We start from the raw sequence: 17,508 nt of genomic DNA on the forward strand, positions 1-17,508 counted from the left end.
CTACACCCCTTGGCCTCTCTCTTGGGGTGGTCCAAATTTGGGGCAGCACTTCATCTCGCCTTCACCCGACACGGCACGCCAGGCAAAACCTGGCCCAAGTGGTGCATACCCTGAGTTTTCGCCAGTAAAGCGAACCCCCGGTCATATGGCCGGGGAGCTCCTTTCAACGAGGAGAAGCGCTATGCGCCTACTTCCGGCTCAGAAAGCCCCCAAGCCAACCCAACAACCCGCTTAGGAAACTGGCCATCTTCTCGGGAACGGTCATTATAGCGAAAAAGACCGACCCCACAAGAAAGTGCTCAAATGGTATCGGCAAGAACTGAACCATCAGGCGTCAAGGGCTTGCCAACCTCCGTATTGGAGGAGTAGGATTTCCCCACAATGAGGGTTGTTTATACCATCGGCTACGAGGGCCTGAAACTTCCGGAGTTTATCAGCTTTCTTCGCGGGAAGGGGATCGTTGTCGTAGCCGATGTGCGGGAACTCCCTTTGAGCCGAAAACCCGGTTTTTCCAAAGTCAGCTTGAGAGCCGCCCTTGAAGACGCCGGCATCTACTACCGCCATATCCGCGAGCTCGGTGCTCCGAAACCTCTAAGGGACTATCTCAAGAGGACGGGAGACTGGCCCACTTATCGTCAGAATTACCTCCAGTTACTCCAACAGCGCCCCGGTGTGCTGGAGGAGTTGGGGATGCTCGCGTGCGAATACCCAACCGCGCTCTTGTGCTTTGAAGCAGACCCAGCGACTTGCCATCGGTCCATTATTGCCGAAGCATTGCTAGCCACTGGTTGGGTTCAGGAGGCCCTAGACCTCAGAAAAGAGGCGTACAAGCTTGCTTCTTCGGCCAGATGAACCCAATCACCGCGTAGAGGGTTGGGCGAGCATATCGGTAGTGGATACTCCCTACCACAAGGTAAGGTTCCCTTTCTAAGGAGAAGATTTCCCGCTCAACCTTTTGGCGCACGCTATTGACCGCCCTTTCCCTGCTACCAAGGCGTTGCTCCTCTTTGAAGTAAAGCCGGTAGATCTCCCAGTCCAAAACCACCTTCTCATACCTTTTCCCGGTGGCGTCCAGAAAGGAAAGGCGAAACTGGTAAGGGCAAAAGCGCAGTGGTGTTTTAGGCAAAGAAAAAGCCGGCTCTATATCTTCAAAAAGCCCCTCGGCGAGTATCTGAGGCACAGCCAACTTTGCCTTCTCCTTTTCGCTCCAATCTTCCCCTCGGTACTGAGCTACCAGCTCGGCACTACCCGGCACAGCCGCTACAACCCCGATCGTACGCCCCCAAACCCGTCGCCAAACTACCTCCCTTTGTTCCCCCGCGAAGAGGCTTTGTTCCTGGATCGGCTTTCTTTCCCTACGGATCATTTGTTCTTCAAAAGCCGCCAAGCTGGGAAATAGGGTGGGGCGGATAAACTCCATTCTTCTGTGCCAAGTCCCCTCATCCGTGCCGATGTGATCTACTTTCCGAATGCTCCGATGGTCCACCAGTCGGAAGCTTTCAGGGCGGGGGTCGTTTTGAGCCCGCTCTAAAGGCATCTCTAAGATGTCATACTTTTGGAACCTATAGTCTCCCTCTAACAAACGGAAAGGGTAGGGATAAATACGCACCCACTGTCCATCCCTGAGCCTTATTCCTGCCGTACAAGTGATCTCACCGTACTTCCGGCTCGGGCTAGGGTAGGTTTTAACAACCATCAAGACCCGCTCGGTCATAGCAGCGCTTTATAAGCCCCGGGACAGGGCGTAAGCCGGGTTCTGTTTCTGCGGTCATCTCTCTGGGACCGGTGTCGCCACCGGCCTCAAGCGGCCCATCCCAGGGGTTCTGGCGGGCCGGGCAAGCCCTTCCCCTCTACTGGGCCTTGCACCGGGTGGGGTTTGCCGTGCCCCAGCCTGTTACCAGGCCAGGCGGTGGGCTCTTACCCCACCGTTCCACCCTCGCCCGCACCGGGCCTTGGGCCCGGCCGCTCGCGGTCTCTTCTCTGTGGCACCTTCCGTCGGGTTACCCCGCCCAGCCGTTAGCTGGCACCCTGCCCTATGGTGCCCGGACTTTCCTCACCCAAGGGGGTTCGGACCCTTGAGCGCGACCGCACCCCTGACCCGGGGCACTTCCTATTGTGAAAGCATTGAGCGTTTCGGTCAAGTTCAGGGACAAAAATGGGCCATTTTCCCCATCCCCAAAGCCCAAGCACCTGCGAACGCACCCCAAAACGGGCCCTAAAACGGCCGATAAGGCGGGGGGTCCGAGGCGCAAAGGGGAAATCCGTGGCACCCCCCGCCAAAGCCTTCTAGGGGGGTTACAGGGGCTCAGAGACCCCTTCCGGGGACGCCATCCCTAGCCCGTAAGACCCAGCAGGGCCTCCAGGGTCTCGGGCACGCGGATGCCATGAGCCGAGAGGCGCTCCCGCTCGGCCAGGATTTCCCGCGCCAAGGCTAGGGCGGGCTCAGGGTCATCCTGATAAGCCCGCCTCAGGTAGCGCTTCAGGCAGGGGAACTCCTCTATGAGGGCCAGGACCTCATCGGGGTTGTAGTCCTCGGGATTGCCCAGAAAATCCTTGAGCTCCGACCACGACCAGGAGGCCAGCTCTAAGGGGGTAAATTCAACCAAGCGGGTTTCCTGAGCCATTTCACCTCGTTCCAGGGTATGTCCAGCTTGGAGAGGTCTTCCTCGGCGTATCCCGTGACCAAAGTTCCGCTCCAAAACGAGTATACCACGAACCAATACCCGCTGAGCGTGGGGCCGCGCAGGGGCTCGGGCACGGCCCACTCCACAGGGAGGAGCGCCGCCAAAACGGGCCCTGGGGCCCGCCGGTAGGCCATGAGCGCCGCTTCGGGGGAAAGAGGAGCGTGCTGGCAGATCCGCTCGTAGTCCTCGGCGGTGGCGTCTCCAGCCAGTTGCCCGTCGGCAATCCGCTTGAGCCTGTGGACCTCCAAGGAGCTCCCCCAAGTGATACCCAAGCGTTCCCGTTCCTCTTCGGGCACCTTCCGGGTCCAGCGGTTGAAGGGAGCCCGGCCCATTGCCCCGGCCGCCCAAAGCCAGTCGCGGGGCTCGGGCTCCGCCTGCCCCTCGGCTATGGCCCGCAAGCGGGCCAGCGCCTCAGGATGCGCCTGGGGCAAGGCGGTCACGTAGGCCCGCCACAGGGCGGGGTCGTAGTCCCTAGGGTCCGGGCTCCACTCCTCCTGGCCCGGGGGCCGGCCGAAGCCCGCCTGGGGCTCGTGCTCCGGCGCCTCCTTCCAGGCCCGGCGTTCCCCCTCCTCGCGGGTGTAGGTCACCAGGGCGGTGCGGCAGTTGTGGTGGAGGGGCGGGATATGGTTGCGCCAGAAGGGGTGGTCGGCGGGCAGGACCACCCCCGCCAGGGGGCGGCAGACGCCGGAGGTCCGCCCGTCCAGGACCACGGAGAGGCCCCAGTAGGGCCTGAGGGCCTTGGTCTCCTCCGCTTGCCGGTGCCGCCCCGCCCCATAGGCGAGCTGCAGGTTGGTGCGGAAGACGGTGTCCAGGCGGTGCCGGGTTCCCTCCCCCCAGGCGCCCCTCACCCGCTCGGAGAGGCGCTGGCGGAAGTCCTCAAAGGGCAGGCCCTTGGCCAGGGCCTCCTCCAGGGCGTCCTTCGCCTCCTGCACCATGTCCAAGGCGGCGAGGCCCGCCACCCAGAAGGCCCGCCTCCGGGCCTCCTCCCGCAGGGCCCGAAAGGCGGGGTCCGGCAGGGAGAGGCGGCGCCGGAACCAGGCGATGGCCTCGTCCGGGTTCAGGGGGTTGGGCTCAACCGTCCAGGCCACTGTCTTGGCGCTGGGCGAGGCGGCCCGCCAGCTCGGCGAGGGTCAGGGCGGCGTCCAAGAGCTCCGCCAGTTCGGCGAAGGGGATGTTGGGGAAGAGGGCGAGGAGGCGGCGGCGGAGGTCCTCGTAGTCCGCCGCCTCCTCAATCGCCTTCAGGAGCTGCGGGAGGCCAGGCATGGGCGCCTCCCGCAGGAGGCGGTCCCCCAGGGCGTCCACGAAGGCCTGGCCGGCCACCAGCCCCCTTCGCTTCCTCTCCTGGGGGGCCAGAACCGGGGCCTGCGGCTCGGGGGCGGGGACGCCGAACTCTTCCCTGAGCCATGCCTCCGGGATGGAAAGCCCCATCTGCAGGAGGGTCTGGAGGACGCGGGCCCGGGCCTCGAGGTCCTTCTCCTCCTCCACCTCGGGGACCACGTGGGGGGCCAGGTCCAGGTACTCGGGGCCGAAGTTGAAGGCCACGAAGGGCTTCAGGAGGCCCTCCCGCAGGGTCCGGGCCAGGGCCCGGGCGTCTGCCTTGAGGAGATCGATACGAACCCGCTCGTGGACCTTGGCCAGGGCGTAGCTCCCCCCTTCCCCCTCCGAGGAGGTGAGGGTCTGGCCCAGGACCGCCTGGGTCATCTCCCGATTGGCCAGGCGGATGAGGCGCTCGTAAACGTCGGGGCCCTGGCCCTTGGCGGCCTCCACGATCTCTATCTCGGTGTCCTTGGAGATGACCCCGGCGGCGTCCGCCCCCAGGCTCCTCACCGCCTCCTCCAGACGGCGGCGCTCCTCCTCCCCGGCGGCGGGGTCGTACTTGCCGATGCGGTAGGGCTGCCCGTACACCTCGGCGAAGACCACCCAGTCCTTGAGGGCGAAGTGCTTGAAGAGATAGAGCCAGGCCAGGCTCCGCATGAGCCCGGCCCGCGTGGGCAACCCCGAACGGGCCCGGTAGCGGTGCTCTATGGCCCCGCCGTAGGGGAAGGCCTCCTCCCGGCCGGGGCCCAACACCAGGTAGAAGCGGTCTTCGGGCTCGCGGTAGGCCAGGAGGCCGGGATGGACCCAGCGGAAGGCCTTGGGGCGCCACAGGAGGCCGTCCCACTCCCAGGCCACCGCCACCACGCTCACCCCCTGGGGGATGGCGGAGAGGAGGTCGGTCATCAGGTCCTCCAGGGGCAGGCCCCACCAGACCTCCTCCACCGCCCGCAGGATGCGCCGGGCGTCCCGGCCCTCCTCGGCGGGCTCCAGGCGCCAGTCCAGGCCCACCACCGCCAGCTTGCGCGTCTGCAGGAGGGAGAAGAGGAGGGCGTCCCGCTCCTCCATCTCCTCAAAGAGCTCGGCCTGCGCGCTGAGGTCGCCCGCGTCCGCCTCCCGCAGGATGCGGGCCAGGCGCTCGGGGGTGAGGCCCCGGGCGGGGTACACCCGGAAGGGGGCCTCCAGGGCCAGAGCGCCGCGGGCGGCGGGCGGGGGCTCCTTGGGGATGGGGTTCCCGTAAGGGTCCAGGATGGGCATCAGAAGGCTCCTTTCCAGCCGGCGAAGAGCCGCCGGGCCACGCTCCGGTACTCCACGGGGCCCCTACGGGTCTCGGCGGCGTGGAGGGCGAGGGCCAGGGCCCAGAAGCGGTCGGCGTGCCCCCGTTCGGAGCGCTCGGCGTCGTAGCGGACGTTCCCGCTCGGGGTCACGATCCGCCGCACGCTGTGGAGGTCCTCCCGCAGGGCGCGGTCGCTCGGGATGCGCACCCGGCGGTCCTCAAAGAAGAGCCGGAGGCGCTGCGCCAGGTCGGCCTTCACCTCGGGGGTGAACTTCACCGGCTCCACCTTGTAGCCGAACGCCCGGCGGGCGTTCTCCGCCAGCATCTCCCCGAGGCCGGTGGCGTCCACGCAGGCCCGGCGCACCCGGGGGAGGAGGGCGTGGAGCCGGGCCTCCTGGTGGGCGAAGGGGGTGCGCTCCAGGACCTCCAGGAGGCGGAGGTAGTACACGTCCCCCACCCGCTCCAGAACCGCTAGGACGGTGAGGTCCCGGTGCCGCCCCACGTCCATGCCCAGGTAGGCCCGGTCGGGGTCCCAGTCCCCCCGGGGGTCCTCCCGGGCCTCCGCCTCGAGGATGAGGCTCCAGGGCAAGAAGGCCTCCTCCTCGGAGAGGAACTCGCAGAGGTACTCCTGCCGCCAGACCCATTCATCGGCGAGGGCCTGGCGAAGCTCCTCGGGGTCCACGGGAAGCCCGTCCCGCACGGCGTCGTAGATGGTCACCTTGTGGCGGGACCACATCGCCCCCCCTTTCTCCCAAAGCTCGTAGAACTTCCCCTGGGGGCCGGCGGGGGTGCTCATGATCCGCAGCTTGAGGTCGGGGCGGCGGGTGACGATGGGGAAGAGGGCCGCCCAGATGGCGTGGGAGTCCTGGTGGAAGGCGAACTCGTCCAGGAAGACGTTCCCCGTGTAGCCGCGGGCGGTGCGGGGGTTGGCGGGGAGGAAAATGAGCCGGCTCCGGTTGGGGAGGCGGATCTCCAGCTGCGTCACCGCCTCGCCCCCCTCAAAGAAGCGGCTCTCCATCCACTCCCCCACCTGGCGCATGGCCTCCAGGTGGACCTTCGCCTTCTCCGCCAGCTCCCGGCTCTGCCGCTCGCCCGCGGAGAGCATCACCCAGAGGGTACCCGGGCGCTCCACGGCGTCTATGACGGCCTCGAGGGTCCCGGCGAAGGACTTCCCGGTCTGGCGCGACCAGAGACCGATCTTGAAGCGGCTCCTGTCCAGGAGCCAGCGCCTTTGGTAGGGAAGGAGCACCTCAGAGGCCATAGAGGTCCCGCTTAATGGCTTCGATCACCTCAGGCTCAATCTGCCGGGCCCGTAGGCGCTCCTCCACCACCTGGGCCGCCTCCTCCTTCACCCGGCGGTCCACCCGCTCCAGGCTCAGGAGGGTCTGGGCGGCGTGGAGGCCGATGCGGAGCATCTTCTCGGGCTCCACCTGGTCGGGAGTAAGCTCCACGGCGTCCAGGTAGCGGAGGGCCCGGTGGACCACGATGTTGGCCAGGGCGTGGGCGAAGGAAAGGCGCTTCCCCGTGGCCCGCTCCACGGCGTCCACGAGGCGCTCCATCTCCAGAGCCCGCTCCAGGGCTGGGGAGAGGTGGCGGACGTGGCGGCGGACGCTGGACTCGGAAACCTCGTACCCTCGCGCCTTGAGCCAGGCGGCGATGCCCGCGTGGGAATAGGGGCGGCCGTCCGCCTCCACCTCCTCCCCCAGGAGCATGTCGTCCACCCGGTCCCGCACCTCCTCGGGCAGGGCGCACACCTTGCAGAGCCGGTGCCGGGGGTACTGCCACTTCACGTTCACGGCCGCCACCACCCCATGAGCCCCACCGCCAGGGCCAGGATGAGGAGGGCCCGCTCCCAGAGGCGGGCCCGGGCCTCCCGTTCCCGCTCCTCCCGCAGGGCCCGGAGCTCCGCCAGGATCTCCTCCGTGTTGCGGCGGAGGGCCACGTGGAGAGCGGCGAGCTCCTCGCGGAGGTCCATCACGCCCTCGGCAGGAGGATGCCCTCGTCCCGGAGGGTCCCTTCCACGAGGTCAATCCCCCGGGTGGTGAGGCGCACCCGGGTGAACTCGCCCTCCTCGTCGTAGGCCGCCTCCAGGTAGCCCTTCTCGCTCAGGTAGCGCACGGCGGCGTTCAGCTCGCTCCGAACCGGTAGGAGGCCGTTGAGCTCCAGGATGCGGGCCAGGACGCCCCGGGGCAGGGTCATGGGGTCCTCGGCGTTGATGGGGGTCTCCGAGCCCATCACCGCCAGGTAGACGGTCCGCATCACCGCTCCGCGGAGCAGCTTGTGCTTTAGGGGGTCTGCGCGCCGAAACATCGTCTCCTCACGGGAAAAGCCGGTGGACGGGGAGCCCCATCAGGGCCCCGATTAGGGCCAAGAGGAGGGCCACCACCGTCCAGAAGAGGGGGCGGCTCCAGGGGGGCGTGGGGGGCGGGGTTTCCTGCCACATCAGCCGCGCCACGCGCAGGGCCCAGAGGCGCTCCCTGAGGGGCCGAAGGCGCTCTTCGGGGGCGCCCAGGCGGGCGAGCTCCTCCACCAGACCTTCCAGGATCTCCGCCACCAGCTTGTCCACATCCGGGAAAGGCGTGCCCCCGGGTTTCCCCGGGGGCACTTGCGCACCTTAGCCGCAGTTTAGCCCATATCTTGGGGCTTGTCCAGGGGCTCGGCCAGGCGCGCCACCCGCACCAGGACCCCCACCACGTCCTCGGGGAAGTTGAGGCGGAAGGTCTTGGAGGGGGCGTGCCAGTAGCAGAGGCGGGAGTGGCGGCCCCGGCCGAGGAAGGCCTCGAGGGCCATCCGCTCCCCGGGGCTCATCCCCCGCACCAGGCCCCGGTACGCCTCACGCCATAGGCGCAGGTCGTGCCCCGGTATGCCTGCTTCCGGCAGGGCCGGCACCCGAACCGGGAGGAAGGCGGGGAGGTCCACCCGCCCCCCCGAAGGGGGCGTGCCGGTCCACCCCCGGGGGGCGTCATGGGCCGTGGCCGGTACCCAGTCCGCCTCCCCCCGGGCCACCCGCCACAGGGCCAGGCCCACCCAGTTGGCCCGCCAGAGATCCAGGGGGGTCCACTCAGGCATGGGACACCCCCTCCGACCGGACGGCATGGTCCAGGTCTACCAGGCTCCACCCCTCCCCGGTCCGGCACACCACCCCAGAGGCCTCCAGGCGGTCCAACCACCGGCGGACCGTGGTTTTGGGCCAGCCCAGTTCCCGGGCTAGGGCCCCCAGGGTCACTGGGCCGCGGTGCTGCGAGAGGGCCGCCACGAGCTCCTCGCCCCGGCCCTCCACCCGCCACTCCACCGTGCGGGACTCGGTGTACCGCAGGGTAGCGCCCTCGGGCTCCGCAGGCGTAACACCCCCGCCCACCGGTACCGCCCCCTCCGGAACCCCTCGGGGCCTTTCGGTGGCCAGGGTGTTACCCCCCGGTGCCGCTTGAACCCCTTCGGCGGCACCCCCCGGTACCATCTGAACCGCCTCAGCGGTACCCGTGGGCGCCGCCCGGACCACGGGGGCGGAACCCCGCAGGAGCTCCCCCACCACCTTGCCCACCACGTAGGTCCCCACGGGGACGAAGAGGCTCATGGCGCCCACCTCGGCCCACGAGAGCCCTGGGGCCGAGCGCAGCATGGAGAGGGCGTTCCCCACCCAGACCAAGCCCAAGGCCGCCAGGGCCCCGCCCCCCGCCCAGGCCGAGCCCCGCAGGTAGGAGTTGGAAAGAAGGGAGAGGAGGAAGGCGGTGAACTCCAGACTGGCCGCCAGGCCCCAGGCCAGCCACCCGGGAAGCGCCCCCAGGGAAAGGGCGTACCACTGGGCGAGGTGGCCGGCGCTCATGGCCAAGGTGCTCACGTACGCTAGCAATAGCATCCCCACCAACGCGTTCCTCATAGCGACCTCCTGAATAGGCGCTCCGCCTCCACCAGCAACAGGTGCACCCGGCTACGGGTTTCCTCCAGGGCCCGCAGGCGGGCCTCCAGGGTGAGGAGGCGGGACTCCAGGGCGGCCAAAGCCCGCTCCTTGGCCTCCAGGTCCCGAATGGCCCCGGCTAGAACCTCCTCCGCGCGGTAAACCCGGAGGATGTCCCCACCGGACGCCCCGTCCAAAGCCGCCTGCACCAGCGCGGAAAGGGCCTCCCTCGCGTCCATCACTCCCCCGGCCGGAGGGGTTGCCACATCCAGTGGGCGCAGCCCCCCTCCTCCCGCCACCAAATGAGCCCCCCGGGGACCCGCAAGGCCCGGTCCAGCCGCCCCACCCCCGGGCAGTAGGGCCAGCCCTGGGCGGTGATGCCTCGGAAGATGGGGTAGCGCTTGGCCTCCCGTTTAACGAGGAGGCGGAGCTCCTCGCAGGTCAGGAAAAAGGGGACGAAGTGCGTCACACCCACCTCCAGGCCACGGCCAGGGCCACCCCGAGAAGGCCCACCAACGCAGCCAAAAGCAAGAGGCCCACCGAAGCCCCCTCGGGCAGGGGGCCCCGGCGGGCAAAGGCCAAATAGCCCAAAAGACCCAAAAGGCCCAACTGGGCCGCCAAAACGTAGATCAGGACGAGCTTGAGTAGCGCCGGCATACGCGCCACCTCACTTCCTCCGGGGAGAAATCCCAGTCCAGGTCCACCAGGACCCCCTCCAGGAAGAGCGCCCCCGTCCAACGGCCTTCCTCGTCCACGAAGAGGAGGAGCTCCCACCCGGGGGGCAAGGGGGAAGGCGAAAGAAAGCCCTCCAGGAAGGCCAGGACCTCATCGTCCTCCTCCACCGGGCACCTCCCCGAAGAGGTCGGGCTGCCGGAAGCAGGGCGCGCGGTGGGCCTTCCAGTACGCCCAGGCGTTGTCCAGCCCCCGCACCGCCTCGTGCAGCTCCTGGATGCGGGAGAGGAGGGAGCGGCGGAAGCTCTGAAACTCCTCCTCCGTCTTGGCCACCCGGTAGCACTCGTCCCCCGCCGGGGACTCGGCCACCACCACCGGGAGGATGCCCCGCTTCCTGAGCTCGGCCATCACCGCCCGGCCCCGGCGGTCCCCGCCGAAGTGGCGGTGGAACTCTTCCCGCCCCACCCCCCACTCCCCCCGCCGCAGGAGGAGTTCGGCCGCAAGCCTAAGCTCTGTTTCCGTGATCTGCACCCTCTTCACAACGGCACCTCCCCCACCAATTTCCGAGCCAGGGCGATCACCGCCCCCGTGGGGGTGGGGTCCGTGGCCTCCACACCTCCCGCCCGGGCCACGAACCCCTCCTCCATCGCCCCCAGCCGGGGGGAAAGCCCCGCCCGCTCCATAAGCCCCAGGAGGAGGCGGGCAACCTCCCGGGCCTCCACCACGGGGTTGAGGAAGGCCTCGAGGGAGGAGGCGGGCACGTAGAGGCGCCGCCCTACCCGCACGGCCTGCAAGCGGCCCGAGCGGATGAGCTCCTCCACCGCCGGGCGCCCCACCCCCAAGGCGAAGGCCACCTCTTTGGGCGTGAGGAGCGGCTTATCGGGCCCCATCCTCCCCCTCCAGGCGGACCTCCTGGATCCGCCACCCGCGCATCACCTCCAGGGCCCGGGGTTCGGACTGGGGCTCGGTCCACTCCCCCCAGGGGCGCACAAAGAAGCGCACGCCTCCCCCCTCCCACTTCAGGGCCAGGTGGTGCTGGGCGCCCCGGAAGTCCAGAACCCGCAAGGCCACCACCCGCCCGGGGTTGGACCGGGCGTAGCGGATCACCGCCTCAGGCGCCACGCCGCACCTCCCGCACCTTTCGCCCCGCCAGCTCCGGGTGGCAACGCCAGCAGGGGATGTCATCGGCGATCCGGCCGGTATCGCCGCAGAGGGCGCACGGATGGGCCACCCGCAGGGCCACCTCCTGGGCCTCCGCCTCGTCCAGGTAGAGCTGGGCCAGGAAGGCCTGGCCGTGGCGCTCCGCCAGGCGGGCCCTCTGCCGGAGCTCCGCCGGGGTGAGGCCGTGGCCCCGGATGGTGTCCAGGACGCTGCGAAACGGCCGCTTCACGGGCACTCCACCCCCCGCAGGCGATGGGGGTTTGCCAGGACCTCCCTGGCCCCCAGGTCCGTATCGGCGTGCAGGGCCACGTAGGCAGCGAAAAGCCGCCGCGTCAGCCGCGCCAGCTCCGCCTCGTCCACCTCCTGGGTGTCCTGGATCTCGTTGGCGAAGCGCACCAGGTCCCGCGAGAGGTCGTAGAGGTGGTAGGCGATGCGGGTGTGCCGCGGAAGGCCCTCCGCCAGTTCGTCCACAATCTCCTTTACCTCAGGCTTCCTATTCCTCATGGCGTGCCTCCTGTTTCCTGAGCCATTCCCTTTCCGCCTCGGCCAAGGCCTCGGCGATGCCCCTAGCCGCCACCTCCAGGGGGCGGGGGCGCACCCCCTGGAGGGCCTCCTGAAGGGCGGCCCGGACCTCCGGGTCCTCCCTGAGAAGCCGAATGAGCTCTTCCCGCGTCATCAGTTCCCCCTACCGGGCGCAGGCGGGAGGCCGTGGGGGGTGATGAACCGTTGGGCCAGGGCGGCCTCCAGCACCTCGGCGTGCCGGGCGACGATGGCCCCGTAGATGGCCTTCCGCTCGTGCTCCAGGGCCTCCCGCTCCGCCTGGAGCCGGTCAATGGCGGCGGCGAGCTGCTCCAGGCGGGTCTGCATCCGGTTCCACCCCGGATCGGCGGCGAGGGCGAGCCGAGCCTGGGCCTCCCGCAACTCCATCGCCTTCCCCGGGGCCTCGGCCAGAGCCCTCGCCCACGCCTCCGCCGCCCTACGTTCCAAGGCCCTGCGCTCCGCCCGCAGGGCGGTGAGCTGCCGGCTCACTTCCCCAATGAGCCCGGGGAGCTCCACCAGACGGCTCACCAAACGGGCGGTGTCCAAGCGCCGGTCAAGGTCTTTCGTCATCCTTCACCTCCAGCTCCGCCTTCACCGAAGCCTCCACCTCATGCCAATCCGGCACCCGGCATACCAACGCCCGGCGCCGGACCTGGCCGTAGAGGCCTCGAGGCTGGTGAAGCTCCACCTCGTACTCCACCTGCACGACCTGGTACAGGGCCTTCTCGCCTCGGCGGTTCAAACGGAACTCCCGCCCCTCCTCCACCCAGGACCCGTCGCCCAGAAGCATCACCAAAGGCTTCCGGCTCAGCAGGTTCCCCTCGGCGTCCACCTCGTACAGCTCCGTGGCCTCCTCTCGGCGTATAGGGATACGCTGGCCCTCGAAGTCAAAGAAGTGGCGCCTCACCGCACACCTCCCGCCAGGTTCAAGCGCCCCGCCACCCTACGGACATGAGCGGGCCGGAACGAGGCCTTGGGTACGCCGTTCTGTTCGGCAACCTGGTCCATGAGGCGGAGGAGCCGCACCACGTCTCGGAGGATGCCCCCCGTGAGGGCGTGGACCTCTCCCAGCACCTCCGGGGTGTAGCCCGCATCGGCGAATATGACCCGAAGCTCCTTGAGGGACACCGGGCCTATGGTGGCCACGGTGCCGATGCGGCTCTCAATGTCCCGGTGACGGCGGATGAGGGGCGCGAACTCCTCGGAGGTGATCAGGACGAAGGTGGAGCCCGTTTCATCCCCCAGGAACTTGATGGTCTCCAAGGTGGGGCGGTCGCAGAGCTGCGCCTCGTCCACAAACACCACCCGGGGGCGCAAGAGCAGGGCGTCCCGCACCATGCTGAGGAGCACCCGGAAGGTCTTCGTGCGGGTAATCCGCAGCTCCACGGCAAGGTCCTCAAGGAGCGCCGCCGGGCTGTAGCTGGGCTGCGCCCGCACCCACGGGGCCTCATGGGCCACCGCCCAGTAGCGGCAGGTATGGGTCTTCCCCACCCCCGCCGGGCCCACCACCAGGGCGAGGGGGAAGCGCTCGCGGGCGGCGAGCTCCAGGTGCCCGATGAGAGCCCGCGCGCCTTCCGTGGGGATGAAGCCATCCCGAGGGTCGCGGAGGTCCCACTCCCCCAGGAGCCCCGCCCCTAGGGCCTCGTCAATGAGCCTGCTGATGTCCTCTGGCCGGATCTCCGTCACGCTACCACCTCCCTTTCCACCCCCTCAGAGGAGCCCCTGCCGCCGCAGGAACTCGTCCCCGAGGGAGATGGGGTCCAGAACGAGGTCGTCGTCCCCGTCCAGCTCCTCCAGGGCCTGCCGCAGTTCGGTATCGGAAGGCTTGGGGAGCTGAGTCTGAGTGGGGGCTGTGGGAAGCACCCGTTCACGCCGCGCGAGCGGCGTGAGGCCGGAAAGGCGCTCCAAAACGGCTTCCAACCGCATGGCGGGGACCGCAAGCTCCTCCCGCAAGCGCTCCGCCTCCTCGTGCAGGGCCCGCATGGCCGCCCGGTCCAAACGGCGTTGCACCGCCGCCTCCAGGGAGTCCGCCCGAAGAGGCTCGGGGGCTAGGTTGCCGAGGACCTCGAGGGTGCCATCCGGGTTCTCCAAAGCCACCTTGAGGGGTTGGCCGGGGAGGACGGAAACCTCCAACACCCACACGGGCATCCCTTGCCAGGGGATGAGGCTCCCGCCCTCCAGCACGTAGGAGCGGTTTTTGTACTGGACAGCTCCGTTCTTGCGTACGATGCGCTTGGTTTTATACGCGGTGAGTAGATACAGGTCGCCCAGTTCGTACTGGATGAGCGTCCGCCGTGGGACGCACATCCGGAAAATGTCCACCCGCGAAAGCCCGTCCTCCAAGGGCCTCCGGTGCCAGTCCTCCAGAAACCACGCCAGGGCCTTGCGCTTGTACTCGTCCTCCAGGAGCAAACGGTTTGGGTAGGGGTCACGCTCAGGAGGCATGCCCTCCATCACCCATCGGCGGGTGTTCTCCAGGAGGCGCTGTAGCTCGCTGGAGTCTCGTTCGGTGGCGTCCTGGCCGGCGTAACCCGGTAGCGCCCGCTCAAACTCTTGGTGGAACACGCCGAAAAGGCGCTCCACCTTCCCCCGGGTGTGCGAGACCCGGGGCCGAGAGTAAACGAGCTCAATACCCAGGCGCTCGGCGATCTGCTCCGAAAGCTCCGAACGGTACACCCGGCCGTTGTCCCAGTAGATGCGTTCGGGGCGCCCCCACACATCCCAGCCCGGGACCAGGGCCTCTTTGGGGCTGAGCCCCAAGATCAGGAGCTGGTTCGTGGGGGCCTGCCCTTCCTCGCGGCTAAAGACCACACTGGGCACGGCCCCGCTGAACACATCCACCGCCAGGTGAATGCGTAGCCGCACCGCGCGGTCCTCCTCGGGCACGTACACGAAGGTGTCGCAGCGGGTCATGTCCACGATCCACATCTGGTTGGGGTACTCGGCCAGCACGTGCCCGTGCCAGGTGCGCATGGCTTCGCGCCGACCCTCCTCGGAAAGGAGGGCGTAGCGCAGGGCCGGGTTCCGCATGGCCCAGCGCAGGACTCGCCGCGCGGTGGCCTCTGAAACCTTGCCCATCCTCCACTGGAGGAGGTTGGGGTCGTTGAGCTCCATGATGCGCAAAAGCCGGCGCACACTGGCGTTGGGGTGGGCGAGGCGGAGGCCCACCAGAATGCGGCGGAACTCCGCCGGCACCCGAAAACCTCCCCGGTCCCGCCGGCGGCGCTGGAGGCCCGTCTGCCCGAACTCCCGAATGCGACGGGCCAGGTAGCCCTCAGTAACCCCGAGTTTGGGCGCCCATTCCCGCACAAGGTCCCACCGAGCCCCCCTAGGAAGGGTGGACCACTCTTGGTGGAGTTTCGGGAGGGTGGCCTCGAGGGTGGGGCGGTCTGTTGAACCCACCGCTTCCCCTTCGTCAAGCCAGACGTACGCCCGATAAACCCGCCCCTCCTTGCGTTTCTCCACTAGGTACTTGCCTTTGCTTGCGAAGCGCTCCAACGTGCGCCGGGATACACCCAAGCGCTTGGCAGCCTCGTCAATTGGATACCAAGGCATCGGGCTCCTCCCCACGTGTGGTGCCCACATTTGTTGTTTCTGCGGGCAAAAAATCACCCAAGAGGTCTTCCGGCCTCAATCCCAGCGCATTTGCAAGCGCCAAAATCACCGAAAATGACGGGCGCTTTCCGCGTGCTCCCGACAGATAGGCCCGGACAGTGCCACTACTCAAGCCCGCTTTGTGGGCTAGCTCGGCAGGCTTCAATCCTGCTCTTTCCATCGCCCGCCGAAGTTTCGCGGGATCCAATCGGGTTGTCAACATATGTCGCATCTTGTACTTTACCTTAGCAGGGGGTGCTACATATGTCAAGTGAGCTTAAAGGGCCTTTCAATGACCTCATCTTCAAAAAGATGAGGGAAATGGGCGTGCAAAGCCTGGAAGAGTTCGCCCGCCGAACCGGCATCTCTCGCGGAACGCTGTACTACCTCGTGAAAGGCAGGCAAACGGCGACCGGCACCTGGGTCAAACCCAGCGTGGATACCATCATTGCCCTAGCCAAGGTTTTAGATGTCCCCGCTCATGAGCTTTTGTACCGGCTAGATCCTGATGCCCCAGGTAGCGAAGTTAGGACCGAGAAGCACGTGCCCATCCTCGGCTACGTAGGGGGTGGCCCCTCCCAAATGGAGGCCATTGAGGAGCGCACCGTCCCCGTCCGGGTGAAGGGCAATGCCGCACACCTCGTGGCCTTTAAGGTGCGCGGCAACTCCATGTGCGCCGGACGCCGGCCCATCTGCGACGGCGACGTCGTGATCGTCAATACCCAGGACAAAGGGCATCCTGGGGCGATCGTGGTGGCCCGTCTGGAAAACGGGGAGTACGTGGTCAAACTTGTAAAAAACGGCATGCTCGTGTCCACAAACCTGGACGCCAACAACGGCCCCCCTGTGATCCCCGCCGACCAAGTGGCCGAGATCGTGGGCAGGGTGGTGGAGGTTCGGAGCCGGCTGGATTGACAAAGCCCCAAAACATGCCCTAGACTTGGGCTAAGGTGCGTAAGTGCCCCCGGGGAAACCCGGGGGCAAAGCCTTTTGGGAGGCGAGCATGCTAAAGCTCATCCGCATCGTATACTTCGCCACCGCCCTGGCGGTTCTGGTAACCGAGGACCTGATGGACGGCGTGCCGGGCATTCAGAAGAAGGAGGAGGCCATCAAGCGCATCCGAGACTTGGTCGCCTCCATCCTGGGCTTTTGGCCCGCGTGGCTGCCCGACAACGTGGTGGGCTGGGCCATTGACCTTATCGTGAGCATCTTCAACCGGGACGGCACCTTTCGCAAAGCAGAAGGCGCTCAAGGCGCCCCCGCGGGGGCAGGAGCCTAGCACCCCCTCCTGGCCCCTCTCCCCCGAAACCGCCCGCCTGGAAAACCGCGCCTACTGGGGAGTGAAGCTAGGGAGGCCCTATGCCGAATTTGACCGCCTTCCCCGCGAGTACCAGTACCTCCACCCCGACCTTTTCCGGCACGCTGCGCGCCGCCTTGCAAGAGGCGCCTGAACGCATCCCCCTCCACCCCTTTGGGGAGTTCGTGGGGAACGGGGTCCTCTTCCTCTTTGACGAGGCATCCCTGGCCCAGGTCCTGCGAGAGCTGGCGGAGAGGGGCGTGCCCTGGGTCCTGGACTTCCATCACCAGACGGTGCGGGTGGAGGAAGGGGAGGCCCAGGAGGCCCCGGCGGCGGGCTTCGTGGTGGGTATTGAAGTAGGGGAAGACGGCTTCGTCTATGGCCGTGTGGAATGGTCGGAAACGGGGCGGGAACGGGTCAGCCGGGGAGAGTACGCCTATGTGTCCCCGGTCTTCTACTACGACCCCACTCCCGACGCGTCAGGCCGGCACCGGGTGCTGGGCTACCACTCCTTCGCCCTCACCAACAACCCCGGCATCCGGTTCCAAAAGCGCATTGAAGCGGAGGCGGACATGCTGGAAAGGTTTAGGCAAGCGCTGGGGCTGCCGCCCCAGGCCGGTGAGGATGAAGTTTTCACCGCTCTGGAAAACCTGCGGCGGGAAGCGGATGTGGGCCGGGTGGTCCTAGAGCTCGGCCTCGGGGCAGGAGATGCCACGGAGCTCAAGGCCACGCTCCTCCGGCTCCTGGCAGCCCAGGAGGCCCTCGCGGAGCTGGAGCGCACCCGCCAAGAGCTCGCGGCGCTCCAAGCCCAGACCCGCGAGGAAAGGGCCCAAGCCCTGGTGCGGGCGGCGCTGGAAGAGGGGCGCATCCTGCCCCACCAGCGCGAGTTCTGGCTGGCCCAAGCCCGGGCGGATCTGGAGGCCACCGAAAAGGCCCTCGCGGGCCTGCCCCGACTGGTACCCACGGAGCTCCCTAAAGCGGAAGCGCGCTCCAGCCTAGAGCGCGACCCCGCCGAGGAGCTCCGGCGAAAGCTAGGGGTCAGCGACGAAGCGTGGAGGAAGTACGGAGGCTGAAC

The 17,508-nt window shown here is 67.7% G+C and carries 30 protein-coding genes and 1 other RNA gene; 4 read left to right on the forward strand and 27 right to left on the reverse strand.

The features are described 5' to 3' along the window. The first annotated feature begins 381 nt into the window (after window positions 1-381). Window positions 382-852, forward strand: coding sequence for a DUF488 domain-containing protein (locus L0C60_RS04915; protein WP_234503285.1), 471 nt, complete (start codon window positions 382-384; stop codon window positions 850-852). On the opposite strand, the gene L0C60_RS04920 is transcribed toward L0C60_RS04915, so the two are convergent. The 27 genes from L0C60_RS04920 to L0C60_RS12970 all read right to left on the reverse strand — a co-directional run bounded on the left by L0C60_RS04920 (window position 812) and on the right by L0C60_RS12970 (window position 15,368). Then, window positions 812-1,714, reverse strand: a complete 903-nt coding sequence (locus L0C60_RS04920) for a hypothetical protein (RefSeq protein ID WP_234503283.1) — start codon at window positions 1,712-1,714, stop codon at window positions 812-814. The two genes, L0C60_RS04915 and L0C60_RS04920, sit on opposite strands and share 41 nt — an antisense overlap. Window positions 1,715-1,729: 15 nt before the next feature. Continuing rightward, an RNA gene (gene rnpB / locus L0C60_RS04925) (RNase P RNA component class A) lies at window positions 1,730-2,101 on the reverse strand. A gap of 232 nt (window positions 2,102-2,333) precedes the next feature. Beyond that, complete coding sequence (locus tag L0C60_RS04930; protein WP_243092554.1) at window positions 2,334-2,624, reverse strand: hypothetical protein; 291 nt, start codon at window positions 2,622-2,624, stop codon at window positions 2,334-2,336. Beyond that, window positions 2,585-3,772, reverse strand: a complete 1,188-nt coding sequence (locus L0C60_RS12795; RefSeq protein ID WP_326491115.1) for a phage head morphogenesis protein — start codon at window positions 3,770-3,772, stop codon at window positions 2,585-2,587. The genes L0C60_RS04930 and L0C60_RS12795 overlap by 40 nt, the downstream gene beginning before the upstream one ends. Beyond that, window positions 3,756-5,255, reverse strand: a complete 1,500-nt coding sequence (locus L0C60_RS04940) for a phage portal protein family protein (RefSeq protein WP_234503280.1) — start codon at window positions 5,253-5,255, stop codon at window positions 3,756-3,758. Before L0C60_RS04940 ends, L0C60_RS12795 begins: the two co-directional genes overlap by 17 nt. Next, window positions 5,255-6,535 carry a terminase large subunit domain-containing protein gene (locus L0C60_RS04945; RefSeq protein ID WP_243092555.1) on the reverse strand — a complete coding sequence of 427 codons (1,281 nt, stop codon included), beginning with the start codon at window positions 6,533-6,535 and terminating at the stop codon, window positions 5,255-5,257. The genes L0C60_RS04940 and L0C60_RS04945 overlap by 1 nt, the downstream gene beginning before the upstream one ends. After that, window positions 6,525-7,079, reverse strand: coding sequence for a phage protein Gp27 family protein (locus L0C60_RS04950; protein WP_243092556.1), 555 nt, complete (start codon window positions 7,077-7,079; stop codon window positions 6,525-6,527). The genes L0C60_RS04945 and L0C60_RS04950 overlap by 11 nt, the downstream gene beginning before the upstream one ends. Then, on the reverse strand, window positions 7,067-7,249 hold the full coding sequence (locus L0C60_RS04955) for a hypothetical protein (protein WP_243092557.1): 183 nt from the start codon (window positions 7,247-7,249) through the stop codon (window positions 7,067-7,069). Before L0C60_RS04955 ends, L0C60_RS04950 begins: the two co-directional genes overlap by 13 nt. Beyond that, on the reverse strand, window positions 7,249-7,584 hold the full coding sequence (locus L0C60_RS04960) for a hypothetical protein (RefSeq protein WP_243092558.1): 336 nt from the start codon (window positions 7,582-7,584) through the stop codon (window positions 7,249-7,251). Before L0C60_RS04960 ends, L0C60_RS04955 begins: the two co-directional genes overlap by 1 nt. 7 nt (window positions 7,585-7,591) lie before the next feature. Continuing rightward, window positions 7,592-7,879, reverse strand: coding sequence for a hypothetical protein (locus L0C60_RS04965; protein ID WP_243092559.1), 288 nt, complete (start codon window positions 7,877-7,879; stop codon window positions 7,592-7,594). A 20-nt stretch (window positions 7,880-7,899) separates the two neighbouring features. Then, window positions 7,900-8,343 (reverse strand): hypothetical protein, encoded by a 444-nt coding sequence (locus L0C60_RS04970; protein ID WP_243092560.1) that lies wholly within the window; start codon window positions 8,341-8,343, stop codon window positions 7,900-7,902. Then, window positions 8,336-9,151, reverse strand: a complete 816-nt coding sequence (locus L0C60_RS04975) for a helix-turn-helix transcriptional regulator (RefSeq protein WP_243092561.1) — start codon at window positions 9,149-9,151, stop codon at window positions 8,336-8,338. The genes L0C60_RS04970 and L0C60_RS04975 overlap by 8 nt, the downstream gene beginning before the upstream one ends. Next, entirely contained in the window at window positions 9,148-9,408 is a 261-nt protein-coding gene (locus tag L0C60_RS04980) for a hypothetical protein (protein ID WP_243092562.1), read from the reverse strand. Before L0C60_RS04980 ends, L0C60_RS04975 begins: the two co-directional genes overlap by 4 nt. Beyond that, window positions 9,408-9,638 (reverse strand): hypothetical protein, encoded by a 231-nt coding sequence (locus L0C60_RS04985; RefSeq protein ID WP_243092563.1) that lies wholly within the window; start codon window positions 9,636-9,638, stop codon window positions 9,408-9,410. Before L0C60_RS04985 ends, L0C60_RS04980 begins: the two co-directional genes overlap by 1 nt. Then, window positions 9,635-9,826: a hypothetical protein gene (locus tag L0C60_RS04990; RefSeq protein ID WP_243092564.1), complete on the reverse strand. Its 192-nt coding sequence runs from the start codon at window positions 9,824-9,826 to the stop codon at window positions 9,635-9,637. The genes L0C60_RS04985 and L0C60_RS04990 overlap by 4 nt, the downstream gene beginning before the upstream one ends. Then, a complete protein-coding gene (locus L0C60_RS04995) occupies window positions 9,799-10,011 on the reverse strand; it encodes a hypothetical protein (RefSeq protein WP_243092565.1) in 213 nt (70 codons plus the stop codon). Before L0C60_RS04995 ends, L0C60_RS04990 begins: the two co-directional genes overlap by 28 nt. After that, the gene (locus L0C60_RS05000) at window positions 9,995-10,381 is read right to left on the reverse strand and encodes a hypothetical protein (protein WP_243092566.1); all 387 of its coding nucleotides are present in this window, start codon (window positions 10,379-10,381) and stop codon (window positions 9,995-9,997) included. Before L0C60_RS05000 ends, L0C60_RS04995 begins: the two co-directional genes overlap by 17 nt. After that, entirely contained in the window at window positions 10,378-10,731 is a 354-nt protein-coding gene (locus tag L0C60_RS05005; protein WP_243092567.1) for a helix-turn-helix domain-containing protein, read from the reverse strand. The genes L0C60_RS05000 and L0C60_RS05005 overlap by 4 nt, the downstream gene beginning before the upstream one ends. Then, complete coding sequence (locus L0C60_RS05010) at window positions 10,718-10,963, reverse strand: hypothetical protein (RefSeq protein WP_243092568.1); 246 nt, start codon at window positions 10,961-10,963, stop codon at window positions 10,718-10,720. Before L0C60_RS05010 ends, L0C60_RS05005 begins: the two co-directional genes overlap by 14 nt. Then, window positions 10,953-11,231, reverse strand: a complete 279-nt coding sequence (locus L0C60_RS05015) for a gag protein (protein WP_243092569.1) — start codon at window positions 11,229-11,231, stop codon at window positions 10,953-10,955. The genes L0C60_RS05010 and L0C60_RS05015 overlap by 11 nt, the downstream gene beginning before the upstream one ends. Continuing rightward, complete coding sequence (locus L0C60_RS05020) at window positions 11,228-11,506, reverse strand: hypothetical protein (protein ID WP_243092570.1); 279 nt, start codon at window positions 11,504-11,506, stop codon at window positions 11,228-11,230. Before L0C60_RS05020 ends, L0C60_RS05015 begins: the two co-directional genes overlap by 4 nt. Next, window positions 11,496-11,678, reverse strand: coding sequence for a hypothetical protein (locus L0C60_RS05025; RefSeq protein ID WP_243092571.1), 183 nt, complete (start codon window positions 11,676-11,678; stop codon window positions 11,496-11,498). The genes L0C60_RS05020 and L0C60_RS05025 overlap by 11 nt, the downstream gene beginning before the upstream one ends. Next, window positions 11,678-12,112 (reverse strand): hypothetical protein, encoded by a 435-nt coding sequence (locus tag L0C60_RS05030; protein ID WP_243092572.1) that lies wholly within the window; start codon window positions 12,110-12,112, stop codon window positions 11,678-11,680. Before L0C60_RS05030 ends, L0C60_RS05025 begins: the two co-directional genes overlap by 1 nt. After that, complete coding sequence (locus tag L0C60_RS05035) at window positions 12,096-12,449, reverse strand: hypothetical protein (protein WP_243092573.1); 354 nt, start codon at window positions 12,447-12,449, stop codon at window positions 12,096-12,098. The genes L0C60_RS05030 and L0C60_RS05035 overlap by 17 nt, the downstream gene beginning before the upstream one ends. Next, complete coding sequence (locus L0C60_RS05040; protein ID WP_243092574.1) at window positions 12,446-13,228, reverse strand: AAA family ATPase; 783 nt, start codon at window positions 13,226-13,228, stop codon at window positions 12,446-12,448. Before L0C60_RS05040 ends, L0C60_RS05035 begins: the two co-directional genes overlap by 4 nt. A 24-nt stretch (window positions 13,229-13,252) precedes the next feature. Next, complete coding sequence (locus tag L0C60_RS05045; RefSeq protein WP_243092575.1) at window positions 13,253-15,097, reverse strand: DDE-type integrase/transposase/recombinase; 1,845 nt, start codon at window positions 15,095-15,097, stop codon at window positions 13,253-13,255. Next, window positions 15,078-15,368 (reverse strand): helix-turn-helix domain-containing protein, encoded by a 291-nt coding sequence (locus L0C60_RS12970; RefSeq protein ID WP_423247973.1) that lies wholly within the window; start codon window positions 15,366-15,368, stop codon window positions 15,078-15,080. Before L0C60_RS12970 ends, L0C60_RS05045 begins: the two co-directional genes overlap by 20 nt. Window positions 15,369-15,400: 32 nt before the next feature. On the opposite strand from L0C60_RS12970, the gene L0C60_RS05050 reads away from it, so the two are divergent. The 3 genes from L0C60_RS05050 to L0C60_RS05060 all read left to right on the forward strand — a co-directional run bounded on the left by L0C60_RS05050 (window position 15,401) and on the right by L0C60_RS05060 (window position 17,506). Next, on the forward strand, window positions 15,401-16,051 hold the full coding sequence (locus tag L0C60_RS05050) for a LexA family protein (protein WP_243092576.1): 651 nt from the start codon (window positions 15,401-15,403) through the stop codon (window positions 16,049-16,051). Window positions 16,052-16,139: 88 nt separating this feature from the next. Then, entirely contained in the window at window positions 16,140-16,415 is a 276-nt protein-coding gene (locus L0C60_RS05055) for a hypothetical protein (RefSeq protein WP_243092577.1), read from the forward strand. 80 nt (window positions 16,416-16,495) lie between these two features. Further along, entirely contained in the window at window positions 16,496-17,506 is a 1,011-nt protein-coding gene (locus L0C60_RS05060; RefSeq protein WP_243092578.1) for a phage protease, read from the forward strand. Window positions 17,507-17,508: the final 2 nt, after the last annotated feature.

Source organism: Thermus hydrothermalis (assembly GCF_022760925.1).
GTDB classification, from domain to species: domain Bacteria; phylum Deinococcota; class Deinococci; order Deinococcales; family Thermaceae; genus Thermus; species Thermus hydrothermalis.